Raw genomic sequence first — 21,367 nt, 5'->3', positions numbered from 1 at the left:
CTAAGGATTCAATCATGAGTACTCAAGTGATCAGCCTGGTGTCCATCGGCGCTCACCCCACCTCCGGTCGGCCCCGCCGTGCCGAACAGGACGCCCGGGCCGTGGAGCTGGGCCTGCAACTGGCTGGCAATGACCTGCAAGTGCTGCACGCAGGCGACGTGGCCGAACCGGCCCTGCGGGCTTACCTGGGCATGGGCCTGGACGAACTCCACGTCCTGGAAAACCCCGTCGGCGCTGATGCGTTGCCAGCCCTGACTGACTACCTGCGTGACGCCGGCGCCCAAGTGGTGCTCACCGGCAGCCAGGCGGAAACCGGAGAAGGCTCGGGCATGTTGCCGTTCCTGCTGGCCGAGAATCTGGGTTGGCCGCTGGTGGTTGGGCTCGCTCAGGTCGAGTCCATCGACGGCGGCGTGGCCCTGGTGCTGCAAGCCTTGCCGCGTGGGCAACGCCGACGTCTCAAAGTGCGCCTGCCGTTTCTGGCCACTGTGGATAACGCTGCGCCAAAACCTCGGCAAAGCGCCTACGGCCCGGCCCGGCGTGGGGCGTTGCATGCCGAGGAAGTCGAAGTGATCGACGACACCCTGCTGGCGGTGGCAACCCTGCAACCGGCCAAACCACGGCCCAAACGCTTGAAAGTGATCAAGGCCAAGAGCGGCGCCGACCGCATGAAAGCCGCCACGGCCAAGGCCAGTGGCGGAGGCGGGCAAGTGCTCAAGGGCGTGAGCGCGGAGGCGGGGGCCGAGGCGATTCTCAAGTTGTTGGTGGAGGAAGGGGTGGTTCGCTAAATCCAGGCTCACCACAAACCCTTGTGGGAGCAAGCCTGCTCGCGATAGCGGTCTTACATTCACATCCATGTTGACTGGCATGGCCTCATCGCGAGCAGGCTCGCTCCCACAAGGTGTTGCGGTTTTTACCCACAATCCCTGTGCGCGCCTCTGTGGATAACCTGTTCGGACCTACCCGGACACCGCGCCAATCAGGCCTTTCGAGCCTTCGCTTAAAAAACGATCAACCTGACCTGCCGCAACATCCAGCCATAAAACCGCTGTCCCGACGTGTTGCCGCGCCTCAAACCTGCGCGTAAGAAAACCGCTTGTCAGCCAAAGGAGCCATATCAATGGAAGTTGAATTTCGTCCAGCCTTGCCCACGGATACCCGGGAGATCGCTCGTTTGTTCCGGATTTCCTCAGAGGGCGCATCGGATTACATCTGGAGCCAATTTGCGGAGCCAGGGCAGGACTTGCTGGACGTGGGTGCTGCTCGTTATGCCCGCGAGGATGTCGATTTTTCCTATCAGAACTGCCTTATCGCAGAAGCCGGCGGACGGGTCATCGGCATGATGCATTGTTATGTGACACGTGATGATCCGCTGGCGACTCCCACCACCGATCCGATCCTGGCGCCCTACGCCGACATGGAAGTCCCCGATACCCTCTACATTTCAAGCCTGGCCCTGCATGAAGGCTGGCGCAACAAGGGCCTCGGCGCGCGCTTTCTCGAACGGGCGCAACAGCGGGCCGATCAACTGGCGCTCAACGGCCTGAGCCTGATCGACTACGCCGCGAATACCGGCGCCCGCCGGTTCTATGAGCGCCATGGCTTTGGCATCGTCAAGACCTGTCAGGTTGTCCCGCATCCAATGATTCGGGTGACGGGGGAGGCGTACCTCATGCATCGGCCTTGAGACCCCACAGGTGGATTGCTTACCCACAATCCCTGTGTGCGCCTCTGTGGATAACCTGTTCGCCCCTCGCTGCACCCCATGCAAATCAGGCCCTGCAGGCCTTCGCTCAAAAAACAGTCAGCCTAACCCACGGTTTTTATTGGTTTTTATCTGTGAGTAAGAGGCCGTTCCAGCACCAACTTGCCCCCAATCTCTGTTGGCGCTTCTGTGGATAAGATGTTCGCTCTACGCTGCAAGCCATACGGGCCGGGGCGTTCAGTGGGTTGATCATAAAATGATCGATTGGCCGTTTTTATCAGGAAAACCCCGGGAAAACCCCGCTTTACAAGCCGTCCAAAGGGTTTTCCACAGAATCGTCAAAATTACCCCCAAACACTGTTGGCGCTTCTGTGGATAAGGTGTTCGCTCACCTCTAAAGGCCTTGTTGGGCAAGGCTTGCAGGTAATTGATCAAAAAACAACCGGCAGCCCGGAAAAACCATCATTGTCCATAAGTCACGGTTTTTATTCACTTTGTCGCTGAAAAAATACCGGACATACCCACACTTGTCCCCATTTGCTGTGGGTGGTCGTGTGGATAACTTGTTCGCCGAACGCTACAAGCCACGGTTTGCATAGCGCAAATCGCGATAGATCAAATTTCATACAGTTCTAAGGCACACCCTTGACGAGGGTCTGTCGGCTGTCTTCACTTCCATGGCACAAGGACATCGCACTTTATCCACATCAGGTTCAGGGAGAACACATGATGGATAGCAAGGCCCCCCGCTTGCACCCGCTCTCACCGGTGACCTGTGTCCCGGCATCTCCCACCTCTTTACATAAACGCATTCATCGACGCGCCGCCAATCAGCGTGCGCGTCTATAGCGCCCGGGTTTTCCCCCTGTAGCACCGCTGACTGCCGCCGGACCCTGCAAGGGACGGTGGCCAGGCGTTCGTGCGCCTGTCGATTTGCAGGCAACCGCAGAGTTGCCCCATCTGCCTGAGAGGACTTGAACATGACACGGATCTCGACCCCCATCAGTGATATCCAGGAGCACTACGACGTGATCGTCATCGGTTCCGGCTACGGTGGTGGCATTGCTGCCTCGCGCCTGTCCAGGGCCGGGCGCAAGGTCTGCCTGCTGGAGCGTGGCCGGGAAATCCAGCCCGGCGAATACCCCAACACCCTGGTGGCGGCCACCGAGGAACTGCAAGTCCACGACCCGGATGGGCACATCGGTTCGCGTACCGGGCTGTTCGACCTGCACGTCAACGCCCAGCAGAACGTGGTGGTCGGTTGTGGCCTGGGCGGCACTTCGCTGATCAATGCCAACGTTGCGCTGGAGCCGGAGCCCGGTGTGTTCGAGGACCCGCGCTGGCCCCAGGCGGTGCGCGAACACCGCGACACGCTGCTCAAGGACGGCTACGCCCGGGCCCGGGAGATGCTCAAGCCCAATCCTTATCCGGCTTCGCAGCCGAACCTGCCCAAGCTCGACGCCCACAAGAAGTCGGCCGACTACCTCAAGCAAGGCGCGCATTTCTACAAGCCGCCGATCAACGTGACCTTCGACAAGCTGCCCAACAACCTCAACCACGTCGGCGTCGAACAGTTGCCCTGCAATGGCTGTGGCGATTGCGTCTCGGGCTGTAACAACAAGGCCAAGAACACCACGCTGATGAACTACCTGCCGGATGCCTGGAACCACGGCGCAGAGATTTTCTGCCAGGCCGAGGTGCGGCACCTGGAACGCGACGGCGATGGCTGGATCGTGCACTTCCAATACCTGGACAGTGGCCGCGAGATGTTCTCGGCGCCGACCCTGTTCGTGCGGGCCGATATCGTGGTGGTGTCCGCCGGTACCCTGGGTTCCACCGAAATCATGTTGCGCTCGCGAGACAAGGGCCTGTCGATGTCCAGCCAGTTGGGCGAGAACATGAGCGGCAATGGCGACATCCTCGGTTTCGGCCACAACTGCGACCAGGTCATCAACGGCATCGGCTTTGGCGCCCATTCGGCCAAGGAGCTGGAACCGGTGGGACCGTGCATTACCTCAATCATCGACATGCGTACCGAAGGCGACTGGCGCAGCCGCATGGTCATCGAGGAAGGTTCGATTCCCGGTGCCCTTGGCTCAGCCATGGTGCCGAGCATGGCGGCATTCGCCGGGATGATCGGCGTGCCCACCGATACCGGCTTCGGTGCCAGCCTCAAGTACAAGGGCCGGGAAGCCGAGAGTTTCCTGCGCGGCCCCTACCATGGTGCGCTGCATAACATGCAGACCTACCTGATCATGAGCCATGACAACGCCAAGGGCCGCATGCTGCTCGATAACAAGGACCAACTGCGCATCGATTGGCCAGGCGTCGGCGAACAGGAAAACGTCACCCTCGGCAATGAACGCTTGCACCAGAGCACCAAGGCCCTGGGTGGGATCTGGGTCGAGAATCCGATCTGGACCAAGCTGCTCAAGCACAGCATCGTCTCGGTCCACCCGTTGGGCGGTTGTGTGATGGGCGAAGATGCGACGCAAGGAGTGGTCAACCACAAGGGCCAGGTGTTCAGTGGCGCCAGCGGTACCGATGTCTACCCAGGCCTGTACGTGAGCGACGGCGCAGTGATCCCGACGTCCCTGGCGGTCAACCCACTGTTGACCATCTCGGCGGTGAGCGAGCGCAACATGGGGCTGCTGGCGGCGGATCGGGGCTGGATCATTGACTACACGCTGCCCTCGGCCCCGAGCAAACCCGTGGCGGCGCCGACACTCGGCGTGCAATTCACCGAAACCATGAAGGGCTACTTTTCCACCGCCTTCACCCAAGCCCAGGGCACCGACCTCAGCCTGTACGAAGCGGCGGCCAAGCGGGGCAAGGCCGACAACTCGCCGATCGAATTCACCCTGACCATCACCGCCGACGACCTCAATCGCCTGATCAAGGAGCCGGAGCACGCCGCGACCCTGGTGGGCACCCTCGATGCACCGCTGCTGTCGTCGCAGCCGCTGGTCGCCAGCAACGGCGTATTCAATCTGTTCGAGCAGTACCAGGAGCAGGTTGGCGTGCGGCACATGAACTACGACATGAAGCTGACCGCCGAAGACGGCAGCGATTATTACTTCAGCGCCTTCAAGACCGTGCCCGAGGACAACGGTGTGCTGAACATCTGGCACGACACCAGCACCCTTTACGTCACGCTCTATCGCGGGCCGGACAAGACCGGCGCGGTGATCGGCTCCGGGGTGATGCACATTCTGCCGGCCGACTTCGCCAAGCAGATGACCACCATGAAAGTGCTCAACGCCCGTAACGAGCGTGAGCGTGTGGAGGCACTGGCGCGGTTCGGCAAGTTCTTCGCCGGGATCCTGTGGGAAAGCTACGGCGGGGTTTTCGCCGGCGACGTCTACTTCAACCCGGATGCGCCGCCCCGCTTGAAACGGCCGTTGGTTGCGCCGGCACCGGTGGTGCATTTCTTCCAGACCGAAGACAACGTCGAGTTGCGCCTGACCCGTTACCAGGCCGGTACCAAAGGCCCGGTGATGTTGGTCCATGGCCTGGGCGTGGGCTCGAATATTTTCTCCACCGACACCATCCACACCAACCTGCTGGAGTACCTGTGCAAGTACGAGTACGACGTCTGGCTGCTGGATTTGCGCGTGAGTATCCTGCTGCCGGCCAGCAAGCATGAATGGAACGGCGACCAGGTGGCCCAGTACGACTTCAAGGCCGCCATCGAGCAGATCCAGCAAGCGACCCTGGCCCGTGACGTGCAGTGCGTGGTGCATTGCTATGGCGCGACGACGTTCTTCATGTCGATGCTGGCAGGCTTGCAAGGGGTGCGTTCGGTGGTTTGCTCGCAGATCGCCGCCGACACGGTGGTCGCCACCGCCACCGGGTTGAAGGCCGGTTTGCACTTGCCGGGGATGCTCGATGCCATCGGCATCAAGTCCCTCACGGCCTACGCCGACACCAAGGAAAGCTGGTTCAACAAACTCTACGACAAGGCCCTCAACGGCTATGCCCGGATCGAGGCTCAGGGCTATTGCACCAACCCGGTCTGCCATCGCATCACCTTCATGTATGCGTCGCTGTACCGCCACGACACCCTCAACGAAACCCTGCACGACAACCTGCATGAGTTGTTCGGCGAGTCGAACATTCAGACCTTCGAGCACCTGGCGCTGATCGTGCGCAAGGGGCATCTGGTGGACTTCAAGGGCAATGACGTCTACATGCCGCATTTCGATCGGCTGAAGCTGCCGATCTGCTTCATCAGCGGCGCCGACAACCAGTGCTACCTGCCGCAAAGCACCCTCAAGACCTACGAGCGACTGTGCGAGATGCATGGCCCGCAGTTGTTCAGCCGCCATGAAGTGCCGGGGTATGGTCACATCGACTGCATGTTCGGCAAGGATGCGGTGGTGGATGTGTATCCGATCATCCTTGGGCACCTGGAGAAGACCGCGTTGGGCTGAAGTCGCGACTGACCCGTGGCGAGGGAGCTTGCTCCCGCTCGGCTGCGAAGCAGTCGTCGCTTTTGAAGTCTTGGGGGCCGCTACGCGGCCCAGCGGGAGCAAGCTCCCTCGCCACATGGGTTTTGTGGCGAGTCAGGAATAAGGAAAAAGGATGCCCATGAACACTTACATCCGCTGGTTCCAACGCATCATCTGGGTCGGGATTGTCATGAACATGTTCTTCGCGATCCCGGCGCTGTTCGCGCCGGCGTTGCTGACGTCCATGATCGGCCTGCCACCCGTATTGTCCGATCCCTGGCTGGAGAACGCCGGCATGTTGCTGGTGGGGATCAGCCTGTTCTACATGCCCTCGGGGTTCAACGCGCCACGTTTCGTGGTGCATTCGTGGTTGTGCGTGCTGTCGCGGCTGGTGGCGGTGGTGTTCTGGATCTACCTGATCAACACCAACAACCAGGGCTCGTTGTTCGTGCCGATGTTGATGGGCGACCTGAGCATGTTCCTGATCCTGGGCGTGCTGTTGTACCTGGGCAGCCCGAAGGTCAATCGTCCGCTGGCCTTGCTTTGCGCCGGGTGGGGGGAATGGCGCGCCGGTTGGGCGCTGCGCTGGCAGAGCCACGGATTCAAGGTCGGCACGTTGCTGGTGGTAGCGCTGCTGGGTTTCATTGGCTACCAGACCTGGTACCAGATGATCCGGGAAGTGCCGCAACCGGACTTCGCCTCAGACGAAGACCATTACAAATACGCCGCCATCGGCCTGGGCATCGAGGCGCGGATTCCCTATTACCTGTTTGCCGTACTGCCGCAGATGTGCCCGGAAAAACTGCCCAAGCCGGGCGGCTACGAGGTGTTCGGTTTCCTCTATGAAAACGGCAACGACCTGCCCATCGGCATGGCCAAGCGGCAGCTCGGCTACCCCACCGTGGAGCCCAACTGCGCTCTGTGCCATACCGGTTCCTACCGGGCCAATGCCAGTGACGTAGCGATTCCGGTCGCCAGCGCGCCGGCCAATACCTTGCAACTGCAAGCCTTCCAGTGGTTCGCCTACGATTGCGCCAGCGACCCGAAATTCACCCCCGATGCGGTCATGGCGGCGATCAACAGCAAGTTCCAACTGGGGTTTTTCGAAAAGCTCTACAACCGTTACCTGATCATCCCGATGGCCAAGAGCGCGCTGCTCAAGCAGAAGCAGTCCTACGCCTGGCAGAAACTGCGTCCGGCCCAAGGCCCTGGGCGGACCGACACCTTCAACCCGACCAAAATGGTGGTGTTCGGCTTCCCCGATGACTCCACCATCGGCACCGTGGATCTGCCGCAGGTCTGGAACCAGAAGCCCCGCGAGTCGATGTACCTGCATTGGGACGGCAATAACAACAAGATCCACGAGCGCAACTACGCAGCGGCCATGGCCGTGGGCGCAACGCCGGAATCGGTGCTGCCGCCGAGTTTCAACCGGGTGACCAACTGGCTGCTGGGCCATAAGGCCCCGGCCTGGCCGTTCGCCCTGGACCAGGCCAAAGTCGCCCAAGGTAAGCCGATCTGGGAGAAAAACTGCGCCGGTTGCCATGACTTCGGCCGCAGCGACACCGGCCAGGTCACTACCAACATCGACCAGTTGGGCACCGATCCCCATCGCCTGAACTCCTTCACCACGGGCTTGGTGGCAGCGTTCCACGGCTTCAAGAAACCACCGTTCGACTTCGGCGCCTACCGCAAGACCCAGAGCTACAGCAACACGCCTACCGACGGCATCTGGCTGCGTGCGCCGTACCTGCACAACGGCTCGGTGCCGACCCTGTGGGATCTGCTGCAAGCGCCGGAACAACGTCCGCAGGTGTTCTACACCGGCTCCGACATCTACGACCAGGAGAAGGTCGGCTTCATCACCAGCGGCGCGCAAATGAAGGCGTCGGCGGATTTCAAATACGACACCCGCCTGGAAGGCAACCACAACGGCGGCCACCTGTATGGCACGCAGCTGTCGGACGTCGACAAGCGAGCCCTGATCGAATTCATGAAGACCCTGTAACCCGGGGCATTGCGAAGGAGCGTCCACATGTCATTACTGCACCATTGGGAACATGAGTTCGACAAGGTCAAGGTCCGCCTGCACGGGTTGGTCACGCGGCTGGAAATGTCCTGGCAGAAACTCGTCAACGAGCTCGAACCCGAAGAGTTCGAGGCCATCGTCAAGCTGCTGCAGCGAGGTCACGACCAGGCGCAATACGTCATCAAGCATGGTGAGCTGCCGGACGATGAACCGGCCGTACCGTGGGAACTGGCCCATGGCTTGTCGATCCTCAAGATCGGCAATCCCAGCCCCTTGCCGCAAACCGTCGCCGAGCTCCCTACTCAGGTACTCAAGGACGGCACCTTGCTCGGCTGTCGCAAATGGGAACTGCTGGACCTGTTGTGGAGCGAGGCGCTGCTCAAGTGGATCGAGAACCTGCGCCATCACGCAACGTTCGCCACCAACCCGGCGCAGGTGAAAATGGACAGCGACGTGGTGCTGGCCATTGCCGGCGACTGGGGCACCGGGCCTTTCGACAGTCACGCACCGGCGGTGGCCGTGGCCTATCAGATGCAGCTGGCCGAGGCCGATTTCACCATCCACCTGGGCGATGTGTATTACGCCGGGACCCATTCCCAGGAAGACGTCGACATGGCCGGCTGGCCCCAGGGCAAGCAGGGCTCGTTCACCCTCAACTCCAACCACGAGATGTACAGCGGTGCCCACGGTTATTTCAAGGAACTGGCCAAGCGTTTCCCGGTGCAACAAGGCACCAGCTACTTTGCCTTGTACAACGACGACTGGCTCGTGGTCGGCCTGGACACTGCCTATGCCTCGGACGCCATGAACCTGTACATGGACGGCACTCTCAATACGCAGCAGATCGAGTGGATGAAAACCCTGCCCAAGCGCAAGAAGCTGATGGTGCTCAGTCATCACCAGGGCTTCGATATTTCCGGGCACAACAAGACTGCACTTTACCAACCGGTGTGCGACGCCCTGGGGCGCGAGCCGGATTACTGGTATTGGGGGCATCTGCACAACGGCATCTGCTATGCGCCGCAAGGCGGATTGCATGCGCGTTGCGCTGGGCACGGGGCGATTCCCTATGGCACCACCAGCGAGCTGAACGGGCATGTGCGGGTGTTGTGGTCGGAAACCCAGTTGGCGGGAGACGAGGCGTATCCGCTGCGGGTGTTGAATGGGTATGTGAAGGTGCAACTGAAGGGGGAGGAGATTGTCGAGACGTTTTATGGGGAGGATGGTTCGGTGCGGTGGTCTTCACAGTAATCGGGTGAATGGGAGACCGCTATCGCGAGCAGGCTCGCTCCCACATTTGATCTTCGGTGTGCCAAAGATCCCTTGTGGGAGCGAGCCTGCTCGCGATGCTTTTAGTTGTCAGCCCTGGACTGGAACACCCTTGAGGTAAGGTGCCGGTTCGGCCCCGAGGTTGTTGAGCATGCGCTCGCTGTACCAGTCGACGAAGTTCACCACGCCGAACTCATAGGTCTTGGAGTACGGGCCTGGCTGGTAGGCGGTGGAGTTGATACCGCGCTGGTTTTCTTCGGCCAGGCGACGGTCCTGGTCGTTGGTGGCGTCCCAGACCTGGCGCATGCGTGCCACGTCATAGTCCACGCCTTCGACCGCGTCCTTGTGCACCAGCCACTTGGTGGTGACCATGGTTTCCTGGGCGCTGATCGGCCACACGGTGAACACGATGATGTGGTCGCCCATGCAGTGGTTCCACGAGTGCGGCAGGTGCAGGATGCGCATCGAGCCCAGGTCCGGGTTCTTGATGCGCCCCATCAGCTTGGCGCAGCCCTGCTTGCCGTCCATGGTCATCGACACGGTGCCCTTGAGCAGCGGCATGCGCACGATGCGGTTACGCAGGCCGAAACTGGCGTGGGCGTAAGGGATCTTCTCGGCTTCCCAGGCGGCGGCGGAAGCGGCCACATGGTCCTTGAAGGCCTGGTCGGCGCGTGGGTCGGTGACGTCGTCCCATTCCAGCAGGGTCTTGAGCAGTTCCGGGTGCGAACCGCCGCAGTGGTAGCACTCGCGGTTGTTTTCCAGCACCAGTTTCCAGTTGGCCTTTTCCATCAAGGTGGTTTGCACCGCCACCTTGGTGTTCTCCATGTCGTACGGTTCCATGTAATGGTTCAGCGTCGACAGGAAGTCATCGATGGCCGGCGGGTTCTCGGCCAGGCTGATGAAGATGTAGCCGCCAGAGGTCTTCACGTTCACGGGCTTGAGGCCGTACTGCTTCATGTCGAAGTCGGCGCCCATCTCGGTACCGGCGAACAGCAGACGACCGTCCAGCTCGTAGGTCCACTGGTGGTAATGGCAGACCAGCTTGGCGACCTTGCCCTTGTCGCTGGTGCACAGCCGCGAACCACGGTGGCGGCAGACGTTATGGAAAGCATGTACCACGCCGTCGGCGCCACGAATGACGATGATCGGGTTCTTGCCGACTTGCAGAGTCAGGTAGTTGCCCTTGGCCGGGATTTCGCAAGTCATGCCGGCGATCAACCATTCTTTCTGGAAGATTTCCTGCATGTCGATATCGAACAGGCGCTCATCGGAGTAGAACGGTTGTGGCAGCGAGAAGGTGCGCTCGCGCTCCTGCAGCATCTGTGCGGTGGCCTTGCGTGCGGGTTCCAGCGGATCGCCCAGGCTCAGGGTGGTGGTGACGTCCATCGTTTTATCCTCATGGCCCTCTACGTGACCATCAAAAAAGTGGCTGATCGGTTGTGCTACGCAAGGCAGAAAATTGTGTTTGTCTGTTGAGGCGAGTGTGGGGCCGCGCAGGGGCGCAACCTTATCCATGGGCGACATGGCCCAATCTGTTCCCGACGCGCTAGCCCCGGTAGTTGGGGGCTGGTCGCGATAAGTATGTGAATGTCGCAGATAGGTAAATGGTCACCCAGGCGCCTGCGCACAATCGCCATCATGAAGGCCGGCAGTCGGCCGTGGAGATCAGCATGTCCAATAATTTCCTGAACCCGGTCACCACCCAGACCTGGGCCAATGGCCGACATATCGTACGTTGCGTCAAAGTCATCCAGGAAACCTGGGATGTGCGCACCTTCTGCTTCATGGCCGACCAGCCGATCATGTTCTTTTTCAAGCCGGGGCAGTTTGTCACCCTGGAGCTGGAAATCGAAGGCCAGCCGATCATGCGCTCCTACACCATCTCCAGCTCGCCGTCGGTGCCCTACAGTTTCTCGGTGACCATCAAGCGCGTGCCGGGGGGCAAGGTGTCCAACTGGTTGCACGACACCCTGCATGAAGGCCAGGAGCTGGCGGTGCACGGGCCGGTGGGGTTGTTCAATGCCATCGATTTCCCGAGCCCGAAAGTCCTGTACCTGAGCGGTGGCGTGGGGATCACGCCGTGCATGTCCATGGCTCGCTGGTTCTACGACACCAACGCCAATGTCGACATGACTTTCATCCACAGCGCCCGCTCGCCCAAGGACATCATCTACCACCGCGAGCTGGAACACATGGCGTCGCGGATCGACAATTTCAGCCTGCACCTGATCTGTGAAAAACATGGCCTGGGCGAGCCCTGGGCCGGGTATCGCGGTTATCTGAACCACAAGATGCTGGAATTGATGGTGCCTGATTTCCTCGAGCGCGAAGTGTTCTGCTGCGGCCCGACCCCGTACATGACCGCGGTCAAGCGTCTGCTGGAAGCCGCCGGCTACGACATGAAGCGTTACCACGAGGAGTCCTTCGGCGCCACGCCACCGGAAGCCCGTGCCGACGCGGTGGAACAGGCCGAACAGGCAGCCGACGCCCCTGAAGTCGATGCGGCGGACCTGCACCTGGTGGAGTTCACCTCCTCGGGCAAGAGCATTCGCGTGGGACCGGGAGAAACCGTACACGCCGCCGCCGCCAAGCTCGGCATGATGATCCCCAAGGCCTGCGGCATGGGCATCTGCGGCACCTGCAAGGTGTTGAAGCTGGGCGGGGAAGTGGAAATGGACCACAACGGCGGGATCACCGAAGACGACGAGGCCGAGGGTTACATCCTGTCGTGCTGCAGCGTGCCGAAGGGGGATGTGCGGATCGAGTTTTGATGTCGCAGTGAAGTCCCTGTGGCGAGGGAGCTCGCTCCCGCTCGGCTGCGCAGCAGTCGTAATCCGGTCGATGCGATTTCCCTTTGGCACCGCATGTTCTGATGGGAGGGCTGCTGCGCAGCCCAGCGGGAGCAAGCTCCCTCGCCACAAAAGCCCAAAAGCCTGAAGATATCGGTCGTTGCTTCAGGCGCCCATTACTTCCCGAATATCCGCCGCCAATTCCCGCACTCGCGCTTCTTCGGTGTCCCACGAGCACATGAAGCGTGCGCCGCCCTTGCCGATGAAGGTGTAGAAGCGCCAGCCCTTGGCGGTCAGTGCGGCGATGGCTGGCTCCGAGAGTTGCAGGAACACGCCGTTGGCCTGGACCGGGAACATCAGTTCCACGCCGGGAATGTCGCTGACCAGTTCCGCCAGCAATTGGGCGCAGTGGTTGGCGTGGCGGGCGTGCTTGAGCCAGGCCTGGTTCTGCAGCAAGCCGACCCAGGGCGCGGAGAGGAAGCGCATTTTCGAGGCCAGTTGCCCGGCCTGTTTGCAGCGATAGTCGAAATCCACGGCCAGGTCATGGTTGAAGAACAGGATCGCTTCGCCCACCGCCATGCCGTTTTTCGTGCCGCCGAAGCACAACACGTCCACGCCGGCCTTCCAGGTCAGGTCCGCCGGGGAGCAGCCGAGGAAGGCGCAGGCGTTGGAGAACCGCGCGCCGTCCATGTGCAGGTTCAGCCCCAGTTCCTTGCAGGTGACGCTGATGGCGCGGATTTCATCCGGGGTGTAGACGCTGCCGACTTCCGTGGCCTGGGTCAGGGTCACGACCCGTGGCTTGGGGTAGTGGATGTCCTGGCGCTTGAGGGCGATCTCGCGGATCGACTCGGGGGTCAGCTTGCCGTTTTCGGTGCGCGCCACCAGCAGCTTGGAACCGTTGGAGAAAAATTCCGGTGCGCCGCATTCGTCGGTTTCGACGTGGGCGGTTTCCGAGCAGATCACGCTGTGATAACTCTGGCACAGTGAGGACAGCGCCAAAGAGTTGGCCGCCGTGCCATTGAACGCGAAGAACACTTCGCAGTCGGTTTCGAACAAGGCCCGGAAATCATCCGCCGCGCGGTGGGTCCATTCGTCGTCGCCGTACGCGCGTTGGTGACCCTGGTTAGCTTCTTCCATGGCCGCCCAGGCTTCGGGGCAAATGCCGGAATAGTTGTCGCTGGCGAACTGTTGACTCTTGTCGGTCATGGCCTTGCTCCTGATATAGAGAGTCCTGGATAAAGAGATCCCTGGCGGAACGCCCGGATGGGGCGTTCCAAGGTTCGGCGTGCTTGGGTCCACAGCGCCGTGGTCGATACTGGTGCGCACTTTACCCAAGATTAGCGAGGGAACACACCGGATGTTTCTGTCAGGAAATCACAAGGTCATCGAGTCGCTTTACTCATGAGCAGGCGTGACGGTGCCTTGGACCTGCTCAAGTGGTTGGCGCTTTTGTCGATGGTCTTCGATCATCTGCGATATGTCGGTTTTTCCGTCGATTGGCTCTATGTGCCGGGGCGGTTGGCGTTCCCATGGTTCTGCTTGGCGATGGCGGCGAACCTGGCGCGCAGTGGTGCCAGCGCTGCTCCATGGCGGTACTTGGGCTGGCTGCTGTTATTCAGTGCCGTCAGCGAGATCCCCTACCGCTTGTTCATTCTCGACCCTTCCACACTGAACGTCATGCCGACGCTGGTGCTCGGGTTGCTTGTGGCGCGTTGTTGGCAAACGCCCACCCTGGAAGCCCGATTCCTGGCCGTGGCGGCGTTGCTGCTGGCGGTGCTGTTTTCGTCGCAGCTGATGTTCGGCTTCTTTGGCGTGCTGCTGCCGCTGGCGATGCTGCTGGTCTTCAGGCGTCCCTTGTACATGGCCTTGTTGCCGGGGCTGGTTTGCGTGGCTGCCAACCAATGGCGGGTGTTGTATGGCGCGGCATGGCTGGGGGATGGGGTGGCGTTGTGGGGCCTGGTGGCTTGCCTGATCGCGCCATGGCTTGGGTTGATGCTTTTACGACAGGCTGGTGGTTTTCATCCACCGCCCATGCGGCGCTGGGCCTACGTGCTGTATCCCGCGCATTTTCTGCTGTTGCTCGCGGTTCGCTAGATCGCCGCATAGCCCTGTGGGAGCAGCATTTTGGGAGCAAAGCTGTGGGAACAATGCCTGTGGGAGCAAGGCTTGCCCGCGATGAAAGCGACGCGGTCTCCCATGAACCGAGGCGCCTGGATCGCGAGCAAGCTTTGCTCCCACAGTGCTATCCCGCAGCCCTTGCTCTCCGACTCTTTGAGCGCATGTCGTAAACGCACCTTTGCGTGGCGTCCATAGGCATTTGACATGCCTGCGCCAGCCATACCATCGCATCCAAAGGGCACGACCGAACGGTCCGTGCCTCACCGAGACGAAAGGCGCACCGCCGCCGCTGGGAGAGACGCGATGTTCAGCAAGCAAGACCAAATCCAAGGCTACGATGATGCACTGCTGGCGGCGATGAACGCCGAAGAGCAACGCCAGGAAGATCACATCGAGCTGATCGCGTCAGAGAACTACACCAGCAAGCGCGTGATGCAGGCCCAGGGCAGCGGCCTGACCAACAAGTATGCCGAAGGCTATCCGGGCAAGCGCTACTACGGTGGCTGCGAGCACGTCGACAAAGTCGAAGCCCTGGCCATCGAGCGCGCCAAACAACTGTTCGGCGCCGATTACGCCAACGTCCAGCCGCACTCCGGGTCTTCGGCCAACAGCGCCGTGTACCTGGCCCTGCTGCAGGCTGGCGATACCATCCTGGGCATGAGCCTGGCCCACGGCGGTCACTTGACCCACGGCGCCAAAGTGTCGTCCTCGGGCAAGCTCTACAACGCGGTGCAATACGGCATCGACACCACCACCGGCCTGATCGACTACGACGAAGTCGAGCGCCTGGCGGTCGAGCACAAGCCGAAGATGATCGTGGCCGGTTTCTCCGCTTACTCCAAGATCCTGGATTTCCCACGCTTCCGCCAGATCGCCGACAAGGTCGGTGCCCTGTTGTTCGTCGACATGGCTCACGTCGCGGGCCTGGTCGCCGCTGGCCTGTACCCGAACCCGCTGCCGTACGCCGATGTGGTCACCACCACCACCCACAAGACCCTGCGCGGTCCACGTGGCGGCCTGATTCTGGCCAAGGCCAACGAAGAAATCGAGAAGAAGCTCAACGCCGCGGTATTCCCGGGTGCCCAGGGCGGCCCGCTGATGCACGTGATCGCCGGCAAAGCGGTGTGCTTCAAGGAAGCGGCGGAGCCAGGCTTCAAGGCCTATCAGCAGCAAGTGATCGATAACGCCCAGGCCATGGCTGGCGTGTTCATCAAGCGCGGCTACGATGTAGTGTCCGGCGGCACCGATAACCACCTGTTCCTGGTCAGCCTGATCCGTCAGGGCCTGACTGGCAAGGACGCCGATGCCGCCCTGGGCCGCGCCCACATCACCGTCAACAAGAACGCCGTGCCGAACGACCCGCAATCGCCGTTCGTGACCTCGGGCCTGCGTATCGGCACCCCGGCGGTGACCACCCGCGGCTTCAAGGTTACCCAGTGCGTCACGCTGGCCGGCTGGATCTGCGACATCCTCGACAACCTCGGCGATGCCGATGTCGAGGCCAACGTTGCCCAGCAAGTAGCGGCCCTGTGCGCGGACTTCCCGGTTTATCGCTGAGTCGGTTTTGGAGTAATGACTATGCAACGCTATTCGGGCTTCGGCCTCTTCAAACACTCTCTCAGCCATCACGAAAACTGGCAGCGGATGTGGCGCACGCCGACGCCGAAAAAAGTCTACGACGTGGTCATCGTCGGCGGTGGCGGGCATGGCCTGGCGACCGCCTACTACCTGGCCAAGGAACACGGCATCACCAACGTGGCCGTGGTCGAGAAGGGCTGGCTGGGCGGCGGTAACACTGCGCGCAACACCACCATCGTGCGTTCCAACTACCTGTGGGACGAATCGGCCCATCTGTACGAACACGCGATGAAACTCTGGGAAGGCTTGTCCCAGGACCTGAACTACAACGTGATGTTCTCCCAGCGTGGCGTCTACAACCTGTGCCACACCCTGCAGGACATCCGTGATTCCGAGCGTCGCGTCAGCGCCAACCGCCTCAACGGCGTGGACGGTGAATTGCTCACCGCCAAACAAGTGGCCGACGAGATCCCGTACCTGGATTGCTCGAAAAACACCCGCTACCCGGTGATGGGCGCCACCGTCCAGCGTCGCGGCGGCGTGGCCCGTCACGATGCCGTGGCCTGGGGCTTTGCCCGGGCGGCGGACGCGTTGGGCGTGGACCTGATCCAGCAGACCGAAGTGATCGGTTTCCGCAAGGAAAACGGCGTATGCATCGGTGTGGAAACCAACAAAGGCTTCATCGGCGCCAAGCGCGTCGGCGTGGTGACCGCCGGTAACTCCGGGCACATGGCCAAGCTCGCGGGCTTCCGCCTGCCGATCGAATCCCACCCGCTGCAAGCGCTGGTGTCGGAGCCGATCAAGCCGATCATCGACAGCGTGATCATGTCCAACGCCGTGCACGGCTACATCAGCCAGTCCGACAAAGGCGACCTGGTGATCGGTGCCGGTATCGACGGCTACAACGGCTACGGCCAGCGTGGTTCGTACCCGGTGATCGAGCACACCATCCAGGCCATCGTCGAGATGTTCCCGGTGCTGTCGCGGGTGCGCATGAACCGCCAGTGGGGCGGCATCGTCGACACCACGCCGGACGCCTGCCCGATCATCTCCAAGACCCCGGTGCCGAACATGTTCTTCAACTGCGGTTGGGGTACCGGCGGCTTCAAGGCCACCCCGGGCTCGGGCAACGTCTTCGCTGCAAGCCTGGCCAAGGGTGAAATGCACCCACTGGCCGCGCCGTTTTCCATCGACCGTTTCCACAACGGTGCACTGATCGACGAACACGGCGCTGCTGCCGTCGCCCACTAACAGGAGAAATCCCTATGTTGCACATCTTCTGTCCTCACTGCGGCGAACTGCGCTCCGAAGAGGAATTCCATGCATCCGGCCAGGCGCACATCCCGCGTCCGCTGGACCCCAACGCCTGCACCGACGAGCAGTGGGGCGACTACATGTTCTTCCGCGATAACCCGCGCGGCCTGCACCACGAGCTGTGGATTCACGCCGCCGGTTGCCGCCAGTACTTCAACGCGACTCGCGACACCGTGACCTACGAGATTCTCGAAACCTACAAGATCGGCCAAAAGCCGCAATTCACCGACAAGGCTGACAGTCCGAAAGCGGCCGCACAGGCTCTGGGAGAGAAGGTATGAGCCAGATCAATCGCCTGTCCAACGGCGGACGGATCGACCGCAACAAAGTGCTGAGCTTTACCTTCAACGGCCAGACCTACAAAGGCTTCGAAGGCGATTCCCTGGCCGCTGCACTGCTGGCCAACGGTGTCGACATCATCGGTCGCAGCTTCAAGTATTCCCGCCCGCGCGGCATCTTCGCCGCCGGTGCCGAAGAGCCGAACGCGGTGCTGCAGATCGGCGCCACCGAAGCCACGCAAATCCCTAACGTACGTGCCACGCAACAGGCGCTGTACCAGGGTCTGGTCGCCACCAGCACCAACGGCTGGCCGAACGTGAACAACGACATGATGGGGATTCTCGGCAAGGTCGGCGGCAAGCTGATGCCGCCGGGCTTCTACTACAAAACCTTCATGTACCCGCAATCGTTCTGGATGACTTACGAGAAGTACATCCGCAAGGCCGCAGGGTTAGGTCGCTCGCCGACCGAGAACGATCCGGACACCTACGACTACATGAACCGTCACTGCGACGTGCTGATTGTCGGCGCCGGCCCTGCTGGCCTGGCCGCCGCATTGGCTGCGGCCCGCAGCGGCGCGCGGGTGATCCTGGCCGACGAGCAGGAAGAGTTCGGCGGTAGCCTGCTCGATTCTCGCGAAAGCCTGGATGGCAAGCCGGCGACCGAGTGGGTGGCCGCTGTTGTTGCTGAACTCAAGTCGATGCCGGACGTGGTGCTGCTGCCACGCGCCACGGTCAACGGTTATCACGACCATAACTTCCTGACCATCCACGAGCGCCTCACCGACCATCTCGGTGACCGTGCGCCAATCGGCCAGGTCCGCCAGCGCATCAACCGCGTCCGCGCCAAGCGTGTGGTGCTGGCGACCGGCGCCTGCGAACGCCCGCTGGTCTACGGTAACAACGACGTGCCGGGCAACATGCTGGCTGGCGCGGTCTCCACCTACGTGCGCCGCTATGGCGTGGCACCGGGCAAGAAACTGGTGCTGAGCACCAACAACGACCACGCTTATCGCGTGGCCCTGGACTGGTTCGACGCCGGCTTGCAAGTGGTGGCCGTCGCCGACGCCCGCAGCAACCCACGGGGTGCGCTGGTGGAAGAGGCGCGTGCCAAGGGCATCCGCATTCTCACCGGCAGCGCCGTGATCGAGGCGCGTGGCAGCAAGCGCGTCACCGGGGCACGTGTCGCCGCGATCGATGTCCGCGCCCACAAAGTCACCAGCCCCGGCGAGTGGTTGGACTGCGACCTGGTCGCCAGCTCTGGCGGCTACAGCCCGGTGGTTCACTTGGCTTCGCACTTGGGCGGCAAGCCGATCTGGCGTGAAGACATCCTCGGTTTCGTACCGGGCGAAGCACCGCAGAAGCGCGTGTGTGTCGGCGGCGTGAATGGCGTCTACAGCCTCGGCGACAGCTTGGCCGATGGTTTTGAAGGCGGCGTGCGCGCAGCCAGCGAAGCCGGTTTCAAAGCGGTCGAGGGTGTGTTGCCCAAAGCCCTGAGCCGTCACGAAGAGCCGACCCTGGCGCTGTTCCAGGTACCGCACGAAAAAGCCACCGCACGGGCGCCGAAGCAATTCGTCGACCTGCAGAACGACGTCACCGCCGCCGCCATCGAGCTCGCCACCCGCGAAGGTTTCGAGTCGGTGGAACACGTCAAGCGCTACACCGCACTGGGCTTCGGCACCGACCAGGGCAAACTGGGCAACGTCAACGGTCTGGCCATCGCGGCTCGTTCGCTGAACGTGAGCATCCCGCAGATGGGCACCACCATGTTCCGCCCGAACTACACGCCGGTGACTTTCGGCGCGGTAGCCGGCCGGCACTGTGGGCACATCTTCGAACCGGTACGTTTCACCGCGCTGCATGCCTGGCATGTGAAGAACGGTGCCGAATTCGAAGACGTCGGCCAGTGGAAACGCCCATGGTATTTCCCGAAGAACGGCGAAGACATGCATGCCGCCGTGAAGCGCGAATGCAAAGCCGTGCGCGACAGCGTCGGCCTGCTGGACGCCTCGACCCTGGGCAAGATCGACATCCAGGGCCCGGATGCCCGCGAGTTCCTCAACCGCATCTACACCAACGCCTGGACCAAGCTCGACGTGGGCAAGGCCCGCTACGGCCTGATGTGCAAAGAAGACGGCATGGTGTTCGACGATGGCGTGACCGCCTGCGTCGCCGAGAACCACTTCATCATGACCACCACCACCGGCGGTGCGGCCCGCGTGCTGCAATGGCTGGAGATCTACCAGCAGACCGAATGGCCGGACCTGAAGGTGTACTTCACCTCGGTCACCGACCACTGGGCGACCATGACCCTGTCGGGCCCCAACAGTCGCAAGCTGCTGAGCGAAGTCACCGACATCGACCTGGACAAGGACGGCTTCCCGTTCATGACCTGGAAAGAAGGCCTGGTGGGCGGCGTGCCGGCGCGGGTGTTCCGCATTTCGTTCACCGGTGAGCTGTCGTACGAAGTCAACGTGCAAGCCGACTACGCCATGGGCGTGCTCGAGCAGATCGTCGAGGCCGGCAAGAAGTACAACCTGACCCCGTATGGCACCGAGACCATGCACGTGCTGCGGGCCGAGAAGGGTTTCATCATCGTCGGCCAGGACACCGACGGCTCGATGACCCCGGACGACCTGAACATGGGTTGGTGCGTAGGCCGGACCAAACCGTTCTCGTGGATCGGCTGGCGTGGCATGAATCGCGAAGATTGCGTGCGCGAAGACCGCAAGCAACTGGTGGGCCTCAAGCCGATCGACCCGAATGTCTGGCTGCCGGAAGGCGCGCAACTGGTGTTCAACACCAAGCAGGCGATCCCGATGACCATGGTTGGCCACGTGACTTCCAGCTATGCCCACAACTCCCTGGGTTATTCATTTGCCATGGGTGTGGTCAAAGGCGGCCTCAAGCGGATGGGCGAGCGCGTCTTCGCACCATTGGCCGACGGCAGCGTGATCGAGGCAGAGATCGTTTCTTCGGTGTTCTTCGATCCGAAAGGGGATCGGCAGAATATCTAACACTTAAGCCCTGTGGTGAGGGGCGTGTGGGAGCAAAGCTTGCTCGCGATGCAGGCGACACGGTAGCCGTAAGACCGAGTTATCGTTCATCGCGGGCAAGCCTTGCTCCCACAGCACCACACACCGGCAGGTCGAACAAGCATTCAGACAGGTGCTCCATATGACCGCAGTCAACGTGTACCAACAACGCCCAACCACCGGGGCCAAGGCCGAGTCGTCGCTGCACCATGCCGACCTCGCCAGCCTGGTGGGCAAGGGCCGCAAGAACGCCGGTGTGACCGTGCGCGAGAAAAAACTCCTGGGTCACCTGACCATTCGTGGCGATGGCCACGACCCGGCGTTCGCAGCCGGCGTGCACAAGGCCCTGGGCCTGGAATTGCCCGGTGCCCTGGCCGTCATCGTCAAGGGTGAGACCAGCCTGCAATGGCTTGGCCCGGACGAGTGGCTGCTGGTGGTGCCGAGTGGCGAAGAGTTCGCCGCCGAGAAAAAACTGCGTGAAGCGCTGGGCGATCTGCACATCCAGATCGTCAACGTCAGCGGCGGCCAGCAGATCCTCGAACTGTCCGGCCCGAACGTGCGCGACGTGCTGATGAAATCCACCAGCTACGATGTACATCCAAGCAACTTCCCGGTGGGCAAGGCCGTGGGCACGGTATTCGCCAAGTCGCAACTGGTGATCCGCCATACCGGCGAAGACACCTGGGAACTGGTGATCCGCCGCAGCTTCTCCGATTACTGGTGGTTGTGGTTGCAGGATGCGGCGGCTGAGTATGGCTTGAGCGTGCAGGCCTGAAACACTGCAGTCCTTGTGGAAGCAGAACT

The 21,367-nt window shown here is 61.7% G+C and carries 14 protein-coding genes; 12 read left to right on the top strand and 2 right to left on the bottom strand.

Going from position 1 to position 21,367, the window contains the following annotated elements:
- The first annotated feature begins 14 nt into the window (after window positions 1–14).
- The 5 genes from PSH86_RS28115 to PSH86_RS28095 all read left to right on the top strand — a co-directional run bounded on the left by PSH86_RS28115 (window position 15) and on the right by PSH86_RS28095 (window position 9,433).
- Window positions 15–785 carry an electron transfer flavoprotein subunit beta gene (locus tag PSH86_RS28115; protein WP_109755044.1) on the top strand — a complete coding sequence of 257 codons (771 nt, stop codon included), beginning with the start codon at window positions 15–17 and terminating at the stop codon, window positions 783–785.
- A 332-nt stretch (window positions 786–1,117) separates the two neighbouring features.
- A complete protein-coding gene (locus PSH86_RS28110; protein WP_176688995.1) occupies window positions 1,118–1,684 on the top strand; it encodes a GNAT family N-acetyltransferase in 567 nt (188 codons plus the stop codon).
- 998 nt (window positions 1,685–2,682) lie between these two features.
- Entirely contained in the window at window positions 2,683–6,135 is a 3,453-nt protein-coding gene (locus tag PSH86_RS28105) for a GMC oxidoreductase (protein ID WP_305486398.1), read from the top strand.
- A 157-nt stretch (window positions 6,136–6,292) separates the two neighbouring features.
- Complete coding sequence (locus PSH86_RS28100; protein WP_305486396.1) at window positions 6,293–8,161, top strand: hypothetical protein; 1,869 nt, start codon at window positions 6,293–6,295, stop codon at window positions 8,159–8,161.
- A gap of 27 nt (window positions 8,162–8,188) precedes the next feature.
- On the top strand, window positions 8,189–9,433 hold the full coding sequence (locus PSH86_RS28095; protein ID WP_305486394.1) for a metallophosphoesterase: 1,245 nt from the start codon (window positions 8,189–8,191) through the stop codon (window positions 9,431–9,433).
- 108 nt (window positions 9,434–9,541) lie between these two features.
- Here the strand turns inward: PSH86_RS28095 and gbcA are convergent, their stop codons facing one another.
- Window positions 9,542–10,837, bottom strand: a complete 1,296-nt coding sequence (gene gbcA, locus PSH86_RS28090) for a glycine-betaine demethylase subunit GbcA (protein WP_109755040.1) — start codon at window positions 10,835–10,837, stop codon at window positions 9,542–9,544.
- 284 nt (window positions 10,838–11,121) lie between these two features.
- Between gbcA and gbcB the strand changes: the two genes are divergently transcribed.
- Window positions 11,122–12,222 carry a glycine-betaine demethylase subunit GbcB gene (gene gbcB, locus PSH86_RS28085; protein WP_060743118.1) on the top strand — a complete coding sequence of 367 codons (1,101 nt, stop codon included), beginning with the start codon at window positions 11,122–11,124 and terminating at the stop codon, window positions 12,220–12,222.
- Between the two features lie 183 nt (window positions 12,223–12,405).
- Here the strand turns inward: gbcB and PSH86_RS28080 are convergent, their stop codons facing one another.
- A complete protein-coding gene (locus PSH86_RS28080) occupies window positions 12,406–13,446 on the bottom strand; it encodes a low specificity L-threonine aldolase (RefSeq protein ID WP_249015653.1) in 1,041 nt (346 codons plus the stop codon).
- Between the two features lie 195 nt (window positions 13,447–13,641).
- Here PSH86_RS28080 and PSH86_RS28075 point away from each other — a divergent pair, with 195 nt between their 5' ends.
- The 6 genes from PSH86_RS28075 (at window position 13,642) to PSH86_RS28050 (ending at window position 21,338) form a co-directional block, all read left to right on the top strand.
- Entirely contained in the window at window positions 13,642–14,334 is a 693-nt protein-coding gene (locus PSH86_RS28075) for a TraX family protein (RefSeq protein WP_305486386.1), read from the top strand.
- A 327-nt stretch (window positions 14,335–14,661) separates the two neighbouring features.
- Window positions 14,662–15,915 (top strand): serine hydroxymethyltransferase, encoded by a 1,254-nt coding sequence (glyA, locus tag PSH86_RS28070; RefSeq protein WP_116833622.1) that lies wholly within the window; start codon window positions 14,662–14,664, stop codon window positions 15,913–15,915.
- Window positions 15,916–15,936: 21 nt separating this feature from the next.
- The gene (locus PSH86_RS28065; RefSeq protein ID WP_109755034.1) at window positions 15,937–17,187 is read left to right on the top strand and encodes a sarcosine oxidase subunit beta; all 1,251 of its coding nucleotides are present in this window, start codon (window positions 15,937–15,939) and stop codon (window positions 17,185–17,187) included.
- Between the two features lie 14 nt (window positions 17,188–17,201).
- Entirely contained in the window at window positions 17,202–17,531 is a 330-nt protein-coding gene (locus PSH86_RS28060; protein WP_109755033.1) for a sarcosine oxidase subunit delta, read from the top strand.
- Complete coding sequence (locus PSH86_RS28055; protein ID WP_109755032.1) at window positions 17,528–20,545, top strand: sarcosine oxidase subunit alpha; 3,018 nt, start codon at window positions 17,528–17,530, stop codon at window positions 20,543–20,545. The genes PSH86_RS28060 and PSH86_RS28055 overlap by 4 nt, the downstream gene beginning before the upstream one ends.
- Before the next feature lie 160 nt (window positions 20,546–20,705).
- The gene (locus PSH86_RS28050; protein WP_109755031.1) at window positions 20,706–21,338 is read left to right on the top strand and encodes a sarcosine oxidase subunit gamma; all 633 of its coding nucleotides are present in this window, start codon (window positions 20,706–20,708) and stop codon (window positions 21,336–21,338) included.
- Window positions 21,339–21,367 lie beyond the last annotated feature (29 nt).

The organism is Pseudomonas sp. FP2300 (assembly GCF_030687595.1).
GTDB classification, from domain to species: domain Bacteria; phylum Pseudomonadota; class Gammaproteobacteria; order Pseudomonadales; family Pseudomonadaceae; genus Aquipseudomonas; species Aquipseudomonas bijieensis.
This window is presented reverse-complemented; position numbering and strand designations above follow the sequence as displayed.

Excerpts from the sequence above, each read along its gene's own strand:
- PSH86_RS28115 (WP_109755044.1), top strand. The coding sequence starts at position 15 with ATGAGTACTCAAGTGATCAGCCTGGTGTCCATCGGCGCTCACCCCACC.
- PSH86_RS28075 (WP_305486386.1), top strand. The coding sequence starts at position 13,642 with ATGAGCAGGCGTGACGGTGCCTTGGACCTGCTCAAGTGGTTGGCGCTT.
- gbcB (WP_060743118.1), top strand. The coding sequence starts at position 11,122 with ATGTCCAATAATTTCCTGAACCCGGTCACCACCCAGACCTGGGCCAAT.
- PSH86_RS28095 (WP_305486394.1), top strand. The coding sequence starts at position 8,189 with ATGTCATTACTGCACCATTGGGAACATGAGTTCGACAAGGTCAAGGTC.
- PSH86_RS28060 (WP_109755033.1), top strand. The coding sequence starts at position 17,202 with ATGTTGCACATCTTCTGTCCTCACTGCGGCGAACTGCGCTCCGAAGAG.
- PSH86_RS28105 (WP_305486398.1), top strand. The coding sequence starts at position 2,683 with ATGACACGGATCTCGACCCCCATCAGTGATATCCAGGAGCACTACGAC.
- gbcA (WP_109755040.1), bottom strand. The coding sequence starts at position 10,837 with ATGGACGTCACCACCACCCTGAGCCTGGGCGATCCGCTGGAACCCGCA.
- PSH86_RS28050 (WP_109755031.1), top strand. The coding sequence starts at position 20,706 with ATGACCGCAGTCAACGTGTACCAACAACGCCCAACCACCGGGGCCAAG.
- PSH86_RS28110 (WP_176688995.1), top strand. The coding sequence starts at position 1,118 with ATGGAAGTTGAATTTCGTCCAGCCTTGCCCACGGATACCCGGGAGATC.
- PSH86_RS28080 (WP_249015653.1), bottom strand. The coding sequence starts at position 13,446 with ATGACCGACAAGAGTCAACAGTTCGCCAGCGACAACTATTCCGGCATT.
- PSH86_RS28065 (WP_109755034.1), top strand. The coding sequence starts at position 15,937 with ATGCAACGCTATTCGGGCTTCGGCCTCTTCAAACACTCTCTCAGCCAT.
- PSH86_RS28100 (WP_305486396.1), top strand. The coding sequence starts at position 6,293 with ATGAACACTTACATCCGCTGGTTCCAACGCATCATCTGGGTCGGGATT.
- PSH86_RS28055 (WP_109755032.1), top strand. The coding sequence starts at position 17,528 with ATGAGCCAGATCAATCGCCTGTCCAACGGCGGACGGATCGACCGCAAC.
- glyA (WP_116833622.1), top strand. The coding sequence starts at position 14,662 with ATGTTCAGCAAGCAAGACCAAATCCAAGGCTACGATGATGCACTGCTG.